The sequence below is a fragment of the Oscillospiraceae bacterium NTUH-002-81 genome (assembly GCA_032620915.1).
GTDB lineage: Bacteria > Bacillota > Clostridia > Lachnospirales > Lachnospiraceae > JAGTTR01.
In genome coordinates, this window is record CP136052.1 from 825319 (window position 1) to 845288 (window position 19970).

20 protein-coding genes are annotated in these 19970 nt (G+C 39.3%); all 20 read left to right on the forward strand.

What is annotated here, in order from left to right; all coding sequences use genetic code 11:
* The first annotated feature begins 22 nt into the window (after positions 1–22).
* The 20 genes from rpsD to RJD28_04140 all read left to right on the forward strand — a co-directional run bounded on the left by rpsD (position 23) and on the right by RJD28_04140 (position 19959).
* The gene (gene rpsD / locus RJD28_04045) at positions 23–616 is read left to right on the forward strand and encodes a 30S ribosomal protein S4 (GenBank protein WNV58703.1); all 594 of its coding nucleotides are present in this window, start codon (positions 23–25) and stop codon (positions 614–616) included.
* 62 nt (positions 617–678) lie between these two features.
* Positions 679–1641, forward strand: a complete 963-nt coding sequence (locus RJD28_04050) for a DNA-directed RNA polymerase subunit alpha (GenBank protein WNV58704.1) — start codon at positions 679–681, stop codon at positions 1639–1641.
* A 78-nt stretch (positions 1642–1719) separates the two neighbouring features.
* Complete coding sequence (locus RJD28_04055) at positions 1720–2256, forward strand: L17 family ribosomal protein (GenBank protein WNV58705.1); 537 nt, start codon at positions 1720–1722, stop codon at positions 2254–2256.
* 576 nt (positions 2257–2832) lie between these two features.
* Complete coding sequence (locus tag RJD28_04060; protein WNV58706.1) at positions 2833–3798, forward strand: glycosyltransferase family 2 protein; 966 nt, start codon at positions 2833–2835, stop codon at positions 3796–3798.
* Positions 3799–4021: 223 nt separating this feature from the next.
* Positions 4022–5884 carry a nucleoside-diphosphate sugar epimerase/dehydratase gene (locus RJD28_04065; GenBank protein WNV58707.1) on the forward strand — a complete coding sequence of 621 codons (1863 nt, stop codon included), beginning with the start codon at positions 4022–4024 and terminating at the stop codon, positions 5882–5884.
* Positions 5885–5902: 18 nt separating this feature from the next.
* A complete protein-coding gene (locus RJD28_04070) occupies positions 5903–7105 on the forward strand; it encodes a DegT/DnrJ/EryC1/StrS family aminotransferase (GenBank protein ID WNV58708.1) in 1203 nt (400 codons plus the stop codon).
* A gap of 46 nt (positions 7106–7151) precedes the next feature.
* Positions 7152–7802, forward strand: coding sequence for a sugar transferase (locus tag RJD28_04075; protein WNV58709.1), 651 nt, complete (start codon positions 7152–7154; stop codon positions 7800–7802).
* 11 nt (positions 7803–7813) lie between these two features.
* Positions 7814–8800 (forward strand): glycosyltransferase family 2 protein, encoded by a 987-nt coding sequence (locus RJD28_04080; protein ID WNV58710.1) that lies wholly within the window; start codon positions 7814–7816, stop codon positions 8798–8800.
* A gap of 10 nt (positions 8801–8810) precedes the next feature.
* A complete protein-coding gene (locus RJD28_04085; protein ID WNV58711.1) occupies positions 8811–9692 on the forward strand; it encodes a LicD family protein in 882 nt (293 codons plus the stop codon).
* 2 nt (positions 9693–9694) lie between these two features.
* A complete protein-coding gene (locus tag RJD28_04090) occupies positions 9695–10852 on the forward strand; it encodes a CDP-glycerol glycerophosphotransferase family protein (protein WNV58712.1) in 1158 nt (385 codons plus the stop codon).
* 2 nt (positions 10853–10854) lie between these two features.
* Positions 10855–11862 (forward strand): glycosyltransferase family 2 protein, encoded by a 1008-nt coding sequence (locus tag RJD28_04095; protein ID WNV59558.1) that lies wholly within the window; start codon positions 10855–10857, stop codon positions 11860–11862.
* Positions 11863–11880: 18 nt separating this feature from the next.
* Complete coding sequence (locus RJD28_04100; GenBank protein ID WNV58713.1) at positions 11881–13389, forward strand: hypothetical protein; 1509 nt, start codon at positions 11881–11883, stop codon at positions 13387–13389.
* Positions 13390–13394: 5 nt separating this feature from the next.
* Positions 13395–13871: an O-antigen polysaccharide polymerase Wzy gene (gene wzy, locus RJD28_04105; protein ID WNV58714.1), complete on the forward strand. Its 477-nt coding sequence runs from the start codon at positions 13395–13397 to the stop codon at positions 13869–13871.
* Positions 13804–14301, forward strand: coding sequence for an O-antigen polysaccharide polymerase Wzy (gene wzy / locus RJD28_04110; protein WNV58715.1), 498 nt, complete (start codon positions 13804–13806; stop codon positions 14299–14301). The genes wzy (RJD28_04105) and wzy (RJD28_04110) overlap by 68 nt, the downstream gene beginning before the upstream one ends.
* Positions 14302–14323: 22 nt before the next feature.
* Positions 14324–14764, forward strand: coding sequence for an O-antigen polysaccharide polymerase Wzy (gene wzy / locus RJD28_04115; GenBank protein ID WNV58716.1), 441 nt, complete (start codon positions 14324–14326; stop codon positions 14762–14764).
* A gap of 130 nt (positions 14765–14894) precedes the next feature.
* The gene (locus RJD28_04120) at positions 14895–15611 is read left to right on the forward strand and encodes an IspD/TarI family cytidylyltransferase (protein ID WNV58717.1); all 717 of its coding nucleotides are present in this window, start codon (positions 14895–14897) and stop codon (positions 15609–15611) included.
* Positions 15599–16633, forward strand: a complete 1035-nt coding sequence (locus RJD28_04125; protein ID WNV58718.1) for an NAD-dependent epimerase/dehydratase family protein — start codon at positions 15599–15601, stop codon at positions 16631–16633. The genes RJD28_04120 and RJD28_04125 overlap by 13 nt, the downstream gene beginning before the upstream one ends.
* Before the next feature lie 11 nt (positions 16634–16644).
* Positions 16645–17703 (forward strand): DUF6077 domain-containing protein, encoded by a 1059-nt coding sequence (locus RJD28_04130; GenBank protein WNV58719.1) that lies wholly within the window; start codon positions 16645–16647, stop codon positions 17701–17703.
* Positions 17703–18500 carry a hypothetical protein gene (locus RJD28_04135; GenBank protein ID WNV58720.1) on the forward strand — a complete coding sequence of 266 codons (798 nt, stop codon included), beginning with the start codon at positions 17703–17705 and terminating at the stop codon, positions 18498–18500. The genes RJD28_04130 and RJD28_04135 overlap by 1 nt, the downstream gene beginning before the upstream one ends.
* Before the next feature lie 43 nt (positions 18501–18543).
* Entirely contained in the window at positions 18544–19959 is a 1416-nt protein-coding gene (locus tag RJD28_04140) for a glycosyltransferase family 39 protein (protein WNV58721.1), read from the forward strand.
* Positions 19960–19970: the final 11 nt, after the last annotated feature.

The window sequence follows — 19970 nt, forward strand, 5'->3', positions numbered from 1 at the left end:
TTAATAGGAGGTATAGTGTAAAATGGCAGTGAACAGAACACCTGTCCTGAAAAGATGCAGATCCCTTGGTATGGATCCGATCTACTTAGGAATTGATAAAAAATCTAACAGACAGTCCCAGAGAGCTGGTAAGAAGCAGAGTGAGTACGCTCTTCAGCTTCGCGAGAAACAGAAAGCAAAATTCATCTACGGCGTACTGGAGAAGCCTTTCCGTAATTACTACGACAGAGCTGACCGTATGAAGGGTATGACCGGTGAGAACCTGATGATCATGCTCGAGAGCAGACTTGACAATGTTATCTTCCGTCTTGGTTTCGCAAGAACAAGAAGAGAGGCAAGACAGATCGTTGACCACAAGCACGTTCTTGTAAACGGCAAGTGCGTAAACATCCCGTCTTATCTGATCAAGGCTGGCGACCAGATCGAGATCAGAGAGAAGAGCAAAGGCTCTCAGAGATACAAAGATATCCTTGAGGTTACCGGCGGCAGACTCGTTCCGGAATGGTTAGAGGCTGATCAGGAGAATTTAAAGGGTACTGTAAAGGAGCTTCCGAGCAGAGAAGCTATCGATGTACCGGTAAACGAGATGCTTATCGTCGAGTTGTACTCCAAATAATAATTTAGGAGTATAATACCCTCAGTAAATACTAACCCAATCAAATAAGGAGGGGCTTTGTAGTGTTCGATTTTAACAAACCAAAAATTGAAATTGCTGAAATTTCAGAAGATAAAAAGTACGGAAGATTCGTAGTTGAGCCGCTCGAGAGAGGTTACGGCACAACACTTGGTAATTCCCTCAGAAGAATTATGTTGTCTTCCTTACCGGGTGCGGCAGTCAGCCAGGTCAAGATTGACGGCGTCCTTCACGAATTCAGCTCTATCCCTGGAGTGAAGGAAGACGTAACTGAGATCATCATGAACATCAAAAGCCTTGCTATCAAGAACAGCAGTGAATCCAATGAGCCTAAGAAGGCGTACATCGAATTCGAGGGTGAGGGCGTGGTTACTGCGGCGGATATTCAGGTAGATCAGGACATTGAGATCCTGAACAAGGATCAGGTGATCGCAACCTTAAGCGGCGGCGCAGACTGCAAGCTTTACATGGAGCTGACCATCACAAAGGGTCGCGGCTATGTGAGCGCAGACAAGAACAAGACCGAAGATATGCCCATCGGCGTTATTGCTGTGGATTCCATCTATACTCCGGTTGAGCGTGTGAACCTCACAGTTGAGAACACACGTGTCGGTCAGATCACTGATTTCGATAAGCTTACTTTAGATGTGTTCACCAACGGAACACTGGCTCCCGACGAGGCAGTGAGCCTTGCAGCCAAGGTTCTCAGCGAGCACTTAAGTCTCTTTATCGATCTTTCTGAGAACGCCAAGACGGCAGAGGTCATGATCGAGAAAGAGGACAACGAGAAAGAGAAAGTTCTGGAAATGAACATTGACGAGCTGGAGCTGTCTGTTCGTTCCTACAACTGTCTGAAGAGAGCCGGAATCAACACGGTTGAAGAGCTTTGCAACAGAACATCCGAGGACATGATGAAGGTTCGTAACCTGGGCCGGAAATCCCTCGAGGAAGTACTGGCGAAGCTGAAAGAGCTTGGACTTCAGCTGAATCCAAGCGACGAGAACTAAAAATTTATGGACGAAAAGCATTTACCCAGTAAGCCCGAAGAGCATGGATAAGTGTTCCACAAATGGAGGAATTATAAAATGGCAGGATATAGAAAACTCGGAAGAACTTCCAGTCAGAGAAAAGCGCTGCTGAGAAGCCAGGTAACCTCTCTTATCTACAGAGGCAAGATCGTAACAACAGAAGCTAAGGCAAAAGAGATCCGCAGCATCGCTGAGGGCCTCATCGCACTGGCTGTCAAAGAGAAAGACAACTTTGACACTGTTACCGTAACCGCTAAGGTTGCCCGTAAAGATGCTGATGGCAAGAGAGTAAAAGAAGTAAAAGATGGCAAGAAGGTAACTGTATACGATGAGGTACAGAAGACCATCAAGAAAGACCAGCCGTCCAGACTTCATGCAAGAAGACAGATGCTCAAGGTTCTGTACCCGGTAACTGAGGTTCCGACCAAAGCAGCCGGCAAGAAGAAAAACACCAAGGAGATCGACCTGGTGGCAAAATTATTCGACGAGATCGCTCCCAAGTACGCTACACGCAACGGCGGCTACACAAGAATCGTGAAGATCGGCCAGCGTAAAGGTGATGGCGCTATGGAAGTAATCATCGAGCTTGTATAATCTTAACACAATTTAAACTTGAACAATGATGCGGTATGGTATATGATAACTATATCGTTGAAAAGGTTAAAGGAAACTCCCCCGAACACGACTGCAGGCGTGGGCGGGGGAGTTTTCGTGTATACGGAAGTATAAGTTTGAAAGAAAAAATAATTTTGTTGATGAGGCGAAAGAAGGGTGAAGTGAAATACAAAAAATCGGTAGAAAAGAGATTTGGGTTCGGTTATAATAAAGAAAAAATCTATAATTTGCAATATATGCAAAACAGTGATTATCAAAGGTTGGGGAGGAGCAAGTAAATAAAAGTACGCTTTTTGTTTATTGGAGAGCTGACTATATATTTCGTTTTGGATACCTGTTTTTCATTTCGGGCGAGGGAAAATTAATGGATAATCTTCAGCTTATGTGCCTGTATTTTTTGTTTCATGTATCGTATGGTGCCGGGTCACTGGCTGGTATTGCAGGGCAATTCCAAATGGAAAGGAGAACGGATGAAGATACTCTCAGAAGGTGATTTATATTTGTGCATTCTTGCGAAAAAAGCGCTGGCTGTGTGGCGATGAAAGGAGAGAAAACATGATCAGTATCATTATGCCGGTCTATAATGTTGAAAAATATGTAGACCGGGCCATTCGTTCTGTGCTGGCGCAGACCTATCAGGATTACGAATTGCTTCTGATCGATAATGGTTCTACCGACCGCTCCGGAGAAATCTGTGATCGGTGGCAGGGAAAAACCAGAAAAATTATTGTAACGCATCTGGAAAAGCCGGGGGTGAGTGGGGCCAGAAACTGGGGATTACAGCATGCATCCGGAGACTATGTGTGTTTTGTGGACAGTGATGACTGCGTGACAGAGAATTATCTGAAGGCTCTTCATGATGCAATCGAAGAATATCAGGCAGATGTAGTGAAATGTGATCTGGCTCATGATTACGGAAAAGGGGTTCCATGGAGGCCTTCTGCAGAGACGGAGTTGCTGGATCGTGCCGGTGCAATCGCTCATGTATTAAGAACAGATACGTCTATGTGTGACCGGCTTTACCGAAAAAGCCTCTTTGCAGGACTTCGTTTTCCTGAACAGATCAGGCATGCGGAAGATGTCTACACACTGCTGAATGTGCTGCGGCTGAGCAGCAGGATAGTAGTGATCCATAACTGTGCCTATATTTATATGCATCGAAAGGACAGTATCACTACATGTACTTATAACCGCAATGACAGGGATGTCCTTCGGGTATGGCGGAGAAATTACCGGTATATCAGCGAGACCTATCCGGAGCTGGAAGCACTGGCCAGAACACGGATGCTGTGGTCGTACTGTGTCATGCTGGATAAAATGTATCTGACCGGATATGACCTGCATTCGGAGGATGCCCGCATTATTATTTCTGTTTTGCGTAAAAACCGAAAAGTGATTATGAGGAATAATCTGTATACGAAATATAGGAAGCTGTCGATTGCCGCACTTCTGGTAAATAAATATTTTTATTATATATTCGTGTATGTGCAGAAATATTTGTTTTGTCCATTAAACGGCTGAAATATTCAGAAGGAAATAAGATGTAGAGGGGCTGTTTCTTTTTGTGATGAAAGAATATGGTGCAATTTTTGAAGCGGTTCTGTGCAGAAATCCATTCGGAATGTGGTATGCTATATAGTTAAAATCAATGAATATCGTAAGAATTTTTCCCCCAAATACCATAGCTTTTCTCCATCGAATAGAGTATACTTAAAAATAGTATCACAAGAGGAGTATGTGACCAATGAAAAAAATATTTGGTGGAATAAAAAGAATACCGAAGAATCGAATTGTAATGCTGGCGTTTTTAGATGTATTAACCGTAATAATTGCGTCTTTCCTGGCGTTATATATACGCTATGATTTTTCTTTTCGGATGATTCCTACATACTATATGGAATATGTTGCAACCTATTCGGTGATCAATATCCCGTTGACGTTGCTGATTTACCTGGTGTTCCGGTTGTACCAGAGTGTCTGGGCATACGCAAGTGCCTCTGAATTACTGGAAGTTGGGGGGGCTGCAATTGTTTCTATGGCAGAGCAGATGATTGGCATGCAGTTGATGGGTATTCGAATGCCGAGAAGTTATCATGTGATTTATATGATGATGCTGATTGTGGGAACATCGGGGATTCGTTTTGGCTATCGTTTGTTGCGGGTCATTAGAGAGAAGGTTTACGGCGGAGAGCGGGATCGAATCAATACGATGCTGATTGGTGCCGGGGCAGCAGGCAATACAATCTTGAAGGAGATTGAAAGCAATGAGTATCTGCGGATTAAGGTCTGCTGTATTATTGATGATAACCGGGAAAAACAGGGAAAATATTTAAGAGGTATTCCGATTGTAGGTGGAAGAGATGATATTGAGGTTACGGTAGAACAGTATGATATATCGGAAATTATTGTAGCACTGCCCAGTGCGGCTCCAGATGATATAACAGCCATTTTAAATATTTGTAAAGAAACTGGGTGCAGGATTCGCAGACTGCCTGGTTTGTACCAGTTAGTGAATGGCGAGGTCAGCATTTCTAAATTACGGGAAGTGCGCATCGAGGACTTGCTGGGAAGAGAGCCAATCCGGGTGAATATGTATGAGATCACTGGATATTTAAAGGGTAAAGTGGTGATGGTTACTGGTGGAGGAGGCTCTATCGGAAGCGAACTCTGTCGGCAAATCGCCAAGGCAAGACCAAAGCAGCTGATTATCTTTGATATTTATGAGAACAATGCATATGATATTCAGCAGGAACTGGTGCGCGAGTATCCGGATTTGGATCTGCAGGTGTTGATTGGATCTGTGAGAAGCAATCATAGACTGGATGAGGTATTCAGTATGTATCGCCCGGAGATTGTTTATCATGCAGCTGCACATAAGCATGTTCCACTGATGGAAGTCAGCCCCAAAGAAGCGATTAAAAATAATGTGTTTGGAACATACAAAACGGCTGAGACGGCAATTCGTTATGGTGTGAAGCGCTTTGTACTGATCTCTACAGATAAAGCCGTAAATCCGACCAATATCATGGGAGCATCCAAGCGCATGTGTGAGATGGTGATTCAGATGATGAATCAGCGTTCCAGCACAGAGTTTGTCGCTGTACGATTTGGTAATGTGCTGGGAAGTAATGGAAGTGTCATCCCGTTGTTTGAACGGCAGATTGCGCAGGGAGGACCGGTGACAGTAACACATCCAGATATCGTGCGTTATTTTATGACGATCCCGGAGGCGGTATCGCTGGTGTTACAGGCGGGCTCTTATGCCAAGGGCGGCGAGATTTTTGTACTGGATATGGGACAGCCTGTGAAAATTCTGGATATGGCAGAAAATCTGATCAAGCTATCGGGATATAAACCGGGAGTAGATATCAAAATTGAGTTCACTGGGCTGCGGCCAGGCGAAAAGTTGTATGAAGAGCTGTTAATGGACGAAGAAGGGCTGAAAAAGACGGATAATCATCGGATTTATATTGGTCATCCGATTATGTTTGACGAGGATTGGTTTGAAGAAAAGTTACGTCAGTTGGATGCAGATATCAATGGAGATATTGATATCCGAAAACGAGTAAAAGAGATTGTTTCAACCTATCAGTTGAAAGAGGATTAAAAGGAGATATAGATTATTATGAAAATATCATTTTCCCCACCGGATATTACGGAAACAGAAATTGAACAGGTGACAGAGGCACTGCGGTCTGGCTGGATCACAACGGGGCCGAAGACAAAAGAACTGGAGCGGGAAGTGGCGCAGCTGTGTGGTACAAATCGTGCTGTATGTTTGAATTCTCAGACTGCGTGTGCAGAAATGACACTGCGTTTATTAGGAATTTCTGAAAATGATGAGGTTATTGTACCGGCGTATACATATACAGCCAGTGCATCTGTTGTCTGCCATGTGGGGGCAAAACTTGTTCTGGTAGATGTACAGAAAGATTCTCTGGAAATAGATTACGATCAGCTGGAAGCAGCTATCACAGAGAATACAAAGGTGATCATACCAGTAGATTTGGGTGGCGTTCCCTGTGATTATGATCGGATTTTCTCTATTGTAGAGAATAAAAAGCATTTATTTCACCCAGCAAATCAATTACAGAAAGCCATAGGGAGAATCATTGTGATGGCGGATGCGGCACATGCATTTGGCGCAACATGGAAAGAAAAACCAGTGGGAAGTGTCGCAGATTTCTCAAATTTCAGTTTTCATGCAGTAAAAAACTTTACAACGGCGGAAGGCGGAGCAGTTACCTGGAGAGACATCGATGGCATTGACAATGAGGAAATTTATCACCAGTATCAGTTGCTTTCTCTCCACGGACAGTCAAAAGATGCGCTGGCGAAGACACAGCTTGGTGCCTGGGAATATGATGTCATAGGTCCATGGTATAAATGCAATATGACAGATGTTGTGGCTGGCATTGGACTGGCACAGATGAAACGATATGCAGGTTTACTTTCCAGACGGAAACAGATGATCAATAAGTATGATGCAGCGTTCAAACCGCTTGGCATTGAGGTATTACTGCATTATACAGAAGAACATCAATCATCAGGTCATTTGTATATCACAAGGGTGCCGGGAATTACAACGGAGCAAAGACAGGAAATTATTGTAAAGATGGCTGAAGCGGGAATCGCCTGCAATGTCCATTATAAGCCGTTGCCGTTGCTGACAGCTTACAAAAATCTGGGATTTGATATAAAAGATTATCCGAATGCCTATGCACGTTTTATAAATGAAATTACGCTACCACTTCATACAAAATTGACAGATGAAGAAGTTGGCTATGTTATTGAAAATTACAGCCGGATTGTAAAAGCGTATTTGTAGTACAGGAGTAGTTATGCTTAGAAAATGGGAAGAGTTGCCTTCATTTATGCAATGTGAAGAGGTCAGAAAATATTATGACATTCTTTCTAAGAAGAAAACAAGTCTGAGGCTGAAACGGATTTTTGATGTGGTGATGGCAGAAATACTGCTTGCCATATTTGCCATTCCCATGTTGATCATAGCGATGATGATCAAACTGGATTCTCCTGGGCCGGTATTTTATCGGCAGGAACGGGTGACAGCTTATGGTAAAAAATTTAAAATCCATAAGTTTCGGACAATGGTAAACCATGCGGATAAAATGGGAACCGCGGTGACGGTACAGAATGACAGCAGAATTACAAAGGTAGGAGCAAAACTGAGAGATCTTCGAATCGATGAACTTCCGCAGCTTTTGGATGTGTTGAACGGAGACATGAGTTTTGTGGGAACCCGTCCGGAGGCGGTAAAGTATGTCAGAAAGTATACCAAAGAAATGCGGGCAACGTTGCTGCTCCCGGCAGGGATCACGAGTGAAGCCAGTATCCGTTATAAAGATGAGGCAAAACTGCTGGATGAGGCAGAAAATGCCGATGAGGTATATGTGAAAAAGATACTTCCAGAGAAGATGAAGTATAATTTAATGGAAATAAAAAAATTTGGCATTTTAAGAGAATGTTTTACAATATTGAAAACGGCAATCGCCATTTTGGGATAGAAGAGGTTTTTATGGAATTTAGAAAGATAGATGTGTCTGTGATCGTTCCAGTATATATGGAGGAAGCATATATTGAAAACTGTATAAAGTCTTTGATAGAACAAGAGTTCTTGCGAGAGAAAATGGAATGGATTTTTGTGGATGGAGGATCTACCGATAAAACAATAGACATTTTAAAAAGATATCAGAATGAATATCCGTGTTTATTAAAATATTATGATAATCCCAAAAGAATACAGTCTTGTGCAATGAATATAGGAATTAAGCATGCCTTGGGAAGATACATTATCCGTTTAGATGCACATGCAGAATACCCATCAGATTATATCGTAAAATGTGTTTCTTATTTGGAAAACACAGATGCTGATAATGTGGGGGGAATTATAATTACGAAAAGTCGTTCTAAGACAGGAACGAATATTGCTAAGATGCTATCTTCAAAATTCGGAGTCGGAAATTCAAAGTTTCGAACATATGGCAGCAGCGGATATGTAGACACGGTGCCTTATGGAGCCTTTCGGAGAGAGGTATTTGAAAAGTGGGGTGGATTTGATGAACGTCTTGCTCGGGGGGAAGACAATGAAATAAATTACCGGATTCGAAAAAATGGCGGAAAAGTTTTTATGACAAGCGATATTACGAGTACATATTATTGTCGTGATACGTTTAAATCTTTATGCGAGATGGCATTTCAAAATGGGAAATGGAATGTGATCACGAATAAGTATGTCCCAGGATCTATGGGGATAAGACACTTTGTGCCTTTGGCATTTTTGAGTTCTCTTATCGGATTATGCCTAGGTAGTTTTTGGTCAAAAACAATAAGAAAAATGCTTATAGGAGAAATGGGGTCGTATTTGATTTTGGATGGTTACTTTTCCTGCTGTTTGGGAGAAACCATATTTGACAAGCTTCAGTTGATGAGTTTGTATTTCTTGTTTCATCTGTCCTATGGGGCGGGTTCCTTGATAGGGCTGAAAGAATTGCTGAAAAGATAGAGGATATCGTATGGTAAAAATTTCTAGTGATGATTTGCAAAAACTACATGAGTTGACGTTGCAAATGGCAGAAGTATTTGTTGATTTTTGCAGGAAGAATCATTTGACATGCTATTTGTGTGGAGGTGGTTGTATTGGCGCTGTTCGGCATAAGGGATGGATTCCGTGGGACGATGATCTGGATTTCTTTATGCCACGTGAAGATTATGAAAAAGCGGTGAAACTGTGGAAAATACAGATGAAAAATAGCCGTTATAAAATGGAACTTTCTGATCAGGAGCATATTATCGGAAATCTTTTTTTTGTAATTCGCGACAGTGAAACAACATACATTAAGCCTTACCAGAAAGACATGGATATAACACAGGGTATTGTTTTGGATGTTTTGCCGTTAGATGGCTATCCGAATGGTCGGGTTGCTCGTAAGATACAGTGCTTTTGGGCGTTGATTTATTCGTTGTATTGCGCACAGATCGTGCCGGAAAACCATGGAAAAGTGGTAAAAATGATTGGGAAAACCCTGTTAAAATTAGTACCGGGGAAAAAGGCAAAATACAAGTTATATATGTTCGCAAAAAAACAAATGACAAAATATGCGATTCGCGATTGCAAAGGTATTACAGAATTATGTTCAGGTCCGGGATATATGAAAAACTGGTATCCGAAAAGTGCATTTGAAAAAGTAGTTTTTGTGCCATTTGAAGAAACAAAGCTTCCTATTCCTGTCGGGTATGATGCTTATCTCAGAATTGCTTTTGGAGATTATATGAAATTGCCGCCACAGGAAAAACAAGTGGCTTCTCATGATGTCATTTTCATGGATTTAGATCACTCTTACAGGAAATACAGAGGAATCAAATATTTGAAAAATCAGAACACGAGGAGAAAATAAAGTTGAAAGATGAAGTAAATATTTTGGTGAGAAAGGGGATTCGTTTCGCATTTCACCTGTTTTTTGTATTTCCCATCAAAAGAAATCGGATCATGTTTGAAAGCTATAAAGGGAAGTCTTATTCATGTAATCCGAAATATGTTTCAGAATATTTATATAATAATCATAAGAATGAGTTTGAACTGGTTTGGGTTTTCAGAGAGCCTGAAAAACATAGAGATATAAAAGGAATAACAAGTGTTAAATATAATAGTTTGAAGTACTTTTATTACCGTTTTACATCCAAAATCATTATCTGTAATATGACAGATGAAGTATATCTGCCTAAAAGAAAACAGCAGGTTGTTATCAATACCTGGCATGCGGGAGGGGCATATAAGCGGGTAGGATTGTCATATTCTGCGACATTTTCCAAGGCGACACAATGGCAGGATGAGATTGTGCGGAAAGAAACAAGTTATTATGTTTCAAGTTCAGCATTATTTACAAAATATAATATCCAAGAGGCATATCATTATGACGGAGAAGTGCTGAATATTGGAATGCCAAGAAACGATTGTCTGTTTGACAGGAGTAAGATTGAACTGTTATCGGATAAGGTCCGGGATTCATTTAAAGCGCAGGAGAAAGTAATTGTTTTATATGCGCCGACTTTTCGCGGGGATTTTAGCCATGCAGAATCATTGAAAGTAAGTCTGCCTTTTGAAACTGTAATCAGAGAAATGGAAAATAAATATGGTAAGGAGGCTGTGATATTTAATCGCTCTCATTATACAAGCAAAGATGTATATACAGGTGATAATAAAAAAGTGATAGATGTGACATCTCACGAGGACATGCAGGAATTGCTGGCCGCAGCAGATTTGCTGATCACAGATTATTCTTCCAGTATTTGGGATTTTGCAATTTTAGGGAAGCCCTGCATATTGTACATTCCAGATTTTGATGAATATATGGGTGACAGAGGAACTTACACGCCGGTAGAAAAATGGCCTGGAATTATTGCAAAGAATGAAAGTGAATTAGAAAATGTGATCAGAGATGTTTCTGAGGAGAAATGTCGCCAGATGGCAGATCAGCATTTGAAACTATTTGGTTCGTATGAAAATGGCAATGCGTCTGCACTTTTGTATAAAAAAATCAGAGAGGTAATCAGTTGATTATGGGAGAAAGTATAAAGAACAATCCACTGGTTTCGGTTATTGTTCCGGTATATAATGTGGAAAAATATATAGATAAATGTATCGAATCTATTCAAAAACAGACGCTTGATAATATAGAGATTATTCTTGTAGATGATGGCTCTACAGATCTATCAGGAAAAAAATGTGATGCATATTTAACGGATAATAGAATTAAAGTGATACATAAGAAGAATGGAGGGCTAAGTGAAGCTCGTAATTTTGGAATTCGAGCTGCAACAGCGCCGTATGTAGGGTTTGTGGATAGTGACGATTATATAGCGGCAGATATGTATGAGGTATTATATAAAAGAATTACAGAAGAGAATGCAGATATCGCATTCTGCGGGATGTATGACTGCTATGCAAATAGGACAAAGCCTTCTTATGAGAAAACGGAAGGAAAATTTGTAACAGATGCGGAGGAAGCCATTAAACTTGTTATGCATGGGAAAATGGCATCTGTAACAGCGGTTAATAAATTATATAAAAAAGAACTGCTGGATGAGAATTGTTTTTTGGTAGGAAAGACCTCTGAGGATGCACATTTTATTATTCCTTTTTTGACGAAGATAAAAAAGGCTGCGTTTGATATGACTCCAGAATATTACTATGTACACAGAGGAGGGACAATTACAACCAAACCATTTATAGAAAAGGATCTTAGTATCTGTGAGGCGTATTTAAACAATAGGAAAATAATAGAAGAGAAATATCCGTCATTGACAGAACTTGCTGATTTTCGTGTCTACTGGAGCTGGTTTTATGTATTGGATAAAATGCTTCGAATAAAAACCAGGGACGATTCCGTGTGGAAGAAGAAGATTATTTCGTGCATCAGAAAAAACTATAGAAAAATAATGAAAAATCCATTTGTTGGGAAAGGAAGAAAGATAGCAGCAACGGGACTGATGCTGAATGAAAAATTCTATCTGGTGTGTCTTAAATTGTACACAAAACGAAATAAGCAGTTGATTGGGCAGGAATAGAAAAGCTGGAGGTTGTTTTTGCGAACAAAATATTCAATTATCAATGCCATTACGGCAGTGGTTTTTCAAATTATTAATATTTTAATTGTATTTCTTTCAAGAAGAATCTTCTTGGCGGAGTTAGGCGCGACTTGTTTAGGGATTAACAGCCTGTTTACACAGATGCTTTCTATGCTGTCACTTGTGGAATTGGGAATCGGACAGGCAATCGTGTTCAGTTTGTATAAGCCGTTGGCTGAAAATGATGAGGAGCAGATTTCCGCAATTATGCAGTTGTATCGCAAAGTTTATACAGCCGTTGGGGGAATTATTTTCCTCATAGGAGCAGGCTTGACACCTTTTATAAAATTGTTTATTTCAGGAGATATATCGGAAATAAATAATATTTATCTAGTATTTATGCTGTATGTGATCAATACTTCGCTGACATATTTTTCTGCATACAAACAAAATCTGTTTATTGCGGATCAAAGAAAATATATTACCATATTTTATCATGGTGGGTTGTTTATATTAACCAATCTATTTCAGATCGTAGTCCTTTTGACTACACGTGATTTTATTGCATATCTTTTACTGCAGATTTTTTTTACTATTTTAGAAAGTGTTCTGTTGTCCAGAAAAACGAAAAAGGCGTATCCGTATATTGAAAAGAATAAAAAAGTAATTGTTCATGCGGAGACGCTTCAGACAATGAAAAAAAATGTGGGAGCATTAATGGCTCATAAAATAGGCGGCGTTGTCGTGAATTCCACGGATGCATTGATTATTTCCATGTGTATAGGGATTGTAACGGTAGGAAAATATACGAATTACGCCTACGTAGTAAATGCATTTTTGACATTGGCATCACAGCTTTTTGGGTCAGTTACAGCAAGCGTGGGCAATTATAATGTGAACAACCCAGATGAGATAGAGACAATATTTGATCATTTTAATTACTTTAATTTTGCGTTGTTTGGAGTTATTTCCGTTTGTTCATTCGGCCTGTTTAATGATTTTATTGGTGTGGTTTATGGGAAAGAAATGTTATTGGAAAGTGGCGTTGTATTTTTGATGGTAGTACGGCTGTATGTGAATGGCATGCGATATTCGCTGACCACGTTTAAATCAGCGGCAGGTATTTATTATCCGGATCGGTATAAACCATTGCTGGAATCGGCCATCAATCTGATCGTATCGGTTGTTCTGGCAAAAAAGTGCGGGTTGGCCGGGGTTGTGATAGGAACGATAGCCTGTATGGTATTGGCAGATTTAACCATAGAACCACATGTAGTATATAAATATATTTTTCATAAAAGATCAATGGATTATTATAAAAAATATTTGTTATTCGCCTGTGCAATTATGGTAATGATGCCGCTGAGTTATAGGTTTTCTTTGCACACAGTTGCATCCTTCGATAAAATGTTTATAAAGGGAATTTGTTTACTTTTGATTTCTACGATATATGTTTTTATGATTGGCTGGATCTTCTGTAGAGAAGATTTAAAATACTTTTTAAAACTGTTCCACAGGAGTGCATAGTAAAAATGGTGGCTGATAGATATAGAAGTTTTATGAGAATTGTGCGGATATTGAGTATTATTCTGGCTGTTTTGGGAGTCGTGAAAGGCTGGGAAAATCTTCTCTTTGGAGCAATCTTGATTTTATGGGGACATAATATGATGTTTTCTTTGAAAAATCAGGAGGGAAGGCTGCCTTTTTTACTTTTTCATATAACCTTTTTTACATTTTTATTAGGGCGTCCTTTACTGACTATTTTACACAGTGACGGATTGATTTTGTATGAAGTAAAACGATATCAGGCAACGGCGGAATCTGTAATGCTGGCACTGGAACTGATTTTCCTTTCTTTGATAGGGTTATGGATGGGGGCGCAGCTTAGCCTATATTTAGAAAAAGCAGAAAAGCAAACATATGAAGCTTCTAAAATGAAGGATGCTTCAAAAAACAAAATATGGGAAACAAGCGGCTTTGATTGTGTTTATAGCAAGCTATTTATGTGAAGTTGTGGTGATAATAGAAAAGGTCATGTTTATTATTTCCCATTCTTATGTATCATACTATGTCGATTTTAAAAGTAGCTTACCTTATATTATTTACGTGGGCTCTACATTTATGTTTTTTAGTTTATGTATCTGGCTTGCGTTCTTACCAAGTAAAAAAGAGGCATATATAGTCCTGGGATCATATGTAATATTGCGATTGCCAATGGCAATTTGTGGTGCTCGTACAGATTTTGTTTTAGCAATTTTGTTTTCGATGGTTTATTTTTTCTTCCGGGATTACCTGGAGCGAAAGCATGAATGGGTTGGAGCATGGGAAAAACGGTTCATGATTATTGGTGCAACGGTTGGGATTGTTCTGCTGGGAATTTTAAACTATATTCGGGAACAAAAAACGGTAGTTTCGTTTTTCTCCGTTTGTCTTATTTGAAGATTTTTTCTTTAAACAAGGGGTGACTTTTTCATGGCTGTGCGCGGGATTGGCCAAAGCAGAGCAGTTGAGAAACCGGGGCGTTGTATCTTATACGTTTGGCCCCCTGATTGATTGGCTGCGCCATGGGACGATTGCGAGATTGCTGGGAGCGGATGCATTGACGGAAAGCAACTCTATACAAAATGCAACCGAAAGTAATATATTAGCACATCATTTGTCCTGGATACTTCTTGGAAAGAAAAAATATCTGCAAGGGCATGGAACGGGTTCTTGTTATATCTTGGAACTGTTTCTTGATTTCCGTTTCTGGGGTGTCTTTTTAGTGGGAATCTTATTGGGGATGTGCTTGTTTGCTTTTTTTCCGTTTGGCTGGGAAAAGTGTAGGGATCTGTTCATTTCTGTTTATGACGATCAATGGCTTTTTATACATGCCCAGGGCGTGTGCGTTGAAAGCAATTGATTTTGTATGGCGACTGCCATTCTGGTTTTCGTATGCTGGAATATTTATATTAGGAAGAATTTTAGAAAAACGAAGCAGAAGAAAAGGAATTTCTGATCAACATGATTTTTAAGGAAAGGATGAAAGAACGATGAATATAGCAATTATTATAGCAGGCGGCAGTGGACATCGGATGAAACAGGATATCCCGAAACAATTTATCAATGTATATGATAAGCCGATTCTTGTATACACATTGGAAGGGTTTCAGAAACATCCTGAGATAGACGAGATAGAGGTTGTCTGCCTAGACGGCTGGCAGGAATTGGTATGGGCATATGCAAATCAGTTTAATATTACGAAGTTGAAATGGGTGGTACGCGGAGGAAATTCTGCCCAGGAGTCCATACGGAATGGTGTATATCATTTGGAAAGTGTATGTACTGAAAAGGATATTATCGTGATACATGATGGAATACGTCCGATGATAGATGATACGGTACTTTCAGATGTGATTGTCACATGCAAAAAATATGGAAATGCAGTGTCGTCCCTGCCGTATAATGAGCAGATTTTCAGAACAGAGGATGGTGAAACCAGCTGCGAGTATATTCCAAGAGATACTTTGCGCCGTGTGTCAACGCCGCAGGCCTATTATTTTGGAAAACTTGATCAGGCCTATCACGAAGCTTTTGAAAAAGAGATTGGAATCTATGGTTCGTCCTATACCAACACAATGATGGTCGATCTGGGTGAAAAGCTTCACTTTGCAGCGGGATCGGATCGAAATATAAAACTGACAACCAAAGATGATTTAGAGATGTTTAAGGCTTATATGAAGATGGAGAAAGATGTATGGTTAAAATAGAAAAATATGCAGAGGATGTTTCATGTGTTTCTAATCTTTCCCTGGATTGGGAGATGCTGAAGGGAAAAACGGTTTTGATTTCCGGTGCCAGCGGATTGATCGGAACATTTTTGATTGATGTATTGATGGAAAAAAAGATCGGAATCCAAATTATCGCATTGGGAAGAGATGAGGAACAGGCCAAAATACGTTTTGCAAGATATTGGGATTGCCCGGAATTTTTGTTCGTGAAAGGTGACATTAATAAGACATTAGAACTGGAAATGCTCACACATGTGGACTATGTGATTCACGCCGCAAGCAATACACATCCATTGATGTATTCTTCAGATCCGATCGGAACCTTGATGACCAATTTGACGGGAACGAAAAATTTGTTGGATGTGGCTGTACAAAAGAAATGCAAGCGTTTTGTTTTCTTGTCCAGTGTGGAAATATATGGAGAAAACAGAGGCGATGTTGATTATTTTGATGAAGCTTATTGCGGGTATATTGACTGCAATACGTTAAGAGCAGGATATCCGGAGGGGAAAAGAGCGGGAGAATCCCTTTGCCAGGCTTATAGAAAAATGTATGGCATAGAGGTTGTGATTCCAAGACTTGCAAGATGTTATGGACCGACAATGAAATTATCGGACACGAAAGCGATTTCTCAGTTTATAAAGAAGGGAATTGCGGGAGAGGATATTGTCTTAAAAAGCGAGGGAAATCAGCTTTACTCGTACACATATGTGGCGGATGCAGTATCAGGTATTCTCACAATTCTTATGAGGGGAAAGGATGGAGAGGCGTATAATATCGCTGATCCGGAATCTGACATTACGCTAAAAGATTTGGCCAATATGATTGCTGCTTATGTGGGGAAAAAGGTGGTATTTGAAATACCGGATGTACAGGAATCTGCCGGATATTCCAAAGCAACCAAGGCATTGATGTCTTCCCATAAATTAAAAACACTGGGCTGGAAAGCGGGCTGGACAATGGAAGACGGAATATGCAGAACTTTAGAAATTTTAAAATAGAAAGATAAAATATGATAGATATATTAAAAATAGTTACAATAATATCTTTGAATCTTTGTATATATTATTTTTGCGGCGAATGGGTATGTAAAGGTGCCAAGATTGCCGGTAATATATTAGAAAAAATGATAATAGGTTTCTTTCTGTATTTTGCCCTTTTTCAAATGGTCGTGTTACCTGCGATATTGATGCAGGGCAGGATGCGTATCGTGGTGGATATCTGGAAAATCGTGATCCTGCTCATATTATGTGCGGGCATATATTTGCTGAAACAAAGAAAAAAGGGAATGCAACTGAAAATGAAGAGAAATTTTAATTTCTTTTTAGTTGTCTTTACTGGATTACTTATTGTACTGCAGATATATTATATGGTGCGTAATGGATATAACGGTTGGGATACTGCTTATTATGTGGGTACAATGAACACAACCATGCAGACAGATACGATGTATATTTATAATGGTAATGACGGGATAAAAGAGTCGATTATTGATTTTAGATATGCGCTTTCGGGTTTTTATATGTATGGTGTTGTGATGTGCAGAATATTTAAAATCCATGTTCTTTTATATTGTCGATATGTCATTCCGACGATTTTATCCATTCTTTCTAATGCAATACTATTTGAAATGGGAATGTTTTTTTCAAAGGATTGGAGTACAACTTATGCTTTGGAATTTGTACTGTTTGCAGATGTTCTGAACTTTGCTTTTGTTTCTACATACAGTACATCAGAGTTTTTGCTGACAAGGGGAATGGAGGCAAAAGGATATTGCAGTAACGTGATTATTCCAGCGATATTTTTGATTGTACTTCATCTTAATGAAGAATGTAAGTCTAAAAAATACTGGGTTTTTTTATTCATAATTGCTATCGCCTGTAATGCAGTTTCTTTTTCTGCAGTATTGTTGGCACCCGTCCTTATGTCGATTACTATTTTGACGCTATTTTTTATGAAGCGGGAAATAGGAATTTTGTGGAGATATGGAGTGGTTATGATAGTTCCTTCAGTATATGCGATTGTCTACTTCTTGTTTTCTAAAGATATTTTAACAATAAAGGTGAGATAATGTACGGTGCAGATACGATAAAAGAAATGATTCAGAAATACGGAAATGGGACTGGCCTTGTTATTATTTTCTTGTGCTGTGTCATTTGGATCTGGGGAAATTGTGAAAATGAAAAGAAAAAATATTTGATGTGCTATGCACTGGGGGCGGCTGCACTATTAAATTCAAAATCTATGCAGTTTTTGAAAAATTTGGGTTCTAGAGGAACGTTATATCGTTTTATATGGTTGCTGCCAATGATTTCGGTAATGGCATATGTTTTGACTGAGCTTTTTATAAAACAGAAAAAAACAAGCGATAAGATATGTTGGATGCTTTTCCTTATATGCTTACTGTATTTCTGTGGCGACACATATCTAAAGCCGGATAAATTGCAATTGCCGGAAACTGTCTATGGAATTTCTCAGGATACGATAGATGTTTCAGATATTATTGAACAGGAAAAACAAGAAGAATATGTGATTGTTGCCATGGAGAAACCATTGCAGCTTACCATTCGTCAATGGAATGCGTTTGTCATCTGCGGAATCACCAGAGAATCGTACATTACAGGAATTGTAGATGATGGCTGGTTTAATGTGATGTCGGATCGGGAAAAAGAAGAACAGATGCTGATGCGTATGGTTAGCAATGGAGAGGCATTTGACAGGTCTGCAATGAAACAATGTATTCAGGATAGACAGATAGATTTTATTGTAATGAATAAAAAACTTGAAATGGAGGGATATATGCAAGAACTTGACTGCAGGCTGGTTGGAGAAAATCAGGCATACGAAGTATATGCAACGGGAGTTTAGCTCCTTCAGGAGGGTAATATTTTTGCAATAGGAGTGGTGTTTGATGAGAGTGGATAGAAATTTTATAGAACAATTATCAAAGTGGGTAGTTTGCATCGTGTTTTCAGCAATCCTATTTATAAGTATCTGTGTTGCAGCATTTCATTCAAAAATTTATCTGGGTGAGGTTATTGGAGGTATTGCTTGTGGTGGAATTATTTACGGAACAATGCGGGTGGTATTTACCAAGGAAAGAAAGCTTTCAGAAATGCAAAGTTTTATCATGCTACTTGCTTTGACAGTAATTGTAAAGTTTTTGGTTGTCTTATTGATAAAACCAGTGCCTAACCAGGATGATTTAAGAATATTTCAGTATTGCGGAGAATTGTTGAAAAATGGAAGAATGGTAGATAATGCCCGATTCATAGCACTGTTTCCGCACTTGCTTGGGTATGTTAGTTTCTTGGTTCCATTGTTTAAAGTATTTGGGTATTATACGGCCGTGGCGCGACTTGCAAATGCTTTTTTGAGCGTGATAGCAATGGCTGCTATTTACGGTATAGCAAGAAATTTGTCAAATAGAAATGGTGCTTCGGCGGCAGCACTTCTTTGGATAATATCTCCGATGCAAAGCCTATGGAATTGTTTTGTTTTGTCGGAGACATATTACACAACGTTATTGTTACTGATATTTTTACTTATTATTCGCGGACTAAAAAAGGAATTTGAAAAAAGGATAGAGATTTTCAGATGGGTAGCAATAGGAATTCTACTGTCGTTGTTCAATATGACTCGTCCGGTTGCGATTGTTGTTATTTTGGCGTTGATTCTGACAATTATTTTCATTTACAATAAAAAAGTGAACTTTAAAAGTCTGTTAATACTTATAATAGTTGGAATAAGTTTTCTGACATGCCAGAGAATCCTGGGAATATATACAGTACATATTTTAGGACAATCTCCGGCAGGTCTTCCGTGGTATAGCATAGCTGTGGGTAGCAATGAGAAATACGGAGGATTGTGGAATATAGAAGACTGGAAACTACTGTTCCAATATTCAAATGATCCCGATATCACAGCATCAGATGTTCAAATGAAAATGTTGCCGATTGCAATTTCTCATATTAGAAATATAACAAATTTAGGGAAATTTCTGGTGACAAAAATATGGAATCTGGTAGGAAACGGAAAAGCTGTTGTACAGTGGTTGTTGATAGGAAATGTTGACTTCTCTGTAAAAATAGTTAACTATTTGAAAGCTGGTATAAATATATTCTTTTATGGCATTTCCATATTAGGATTTTGGGGAGGGATCCGATCAAAGAAAAATAAGGATATCTATATTTTGTATGTAGCTTATATCGGTTTATTCTTATCATACATGTTGGTAGAAGTACAGGGACGATATAATTATCCGTTGTTTGCTATTTTAATACTCTTGGCGGGAGTGACAGTTGGTACTGCTAAAGACGAAATATGAAAGGAAATATA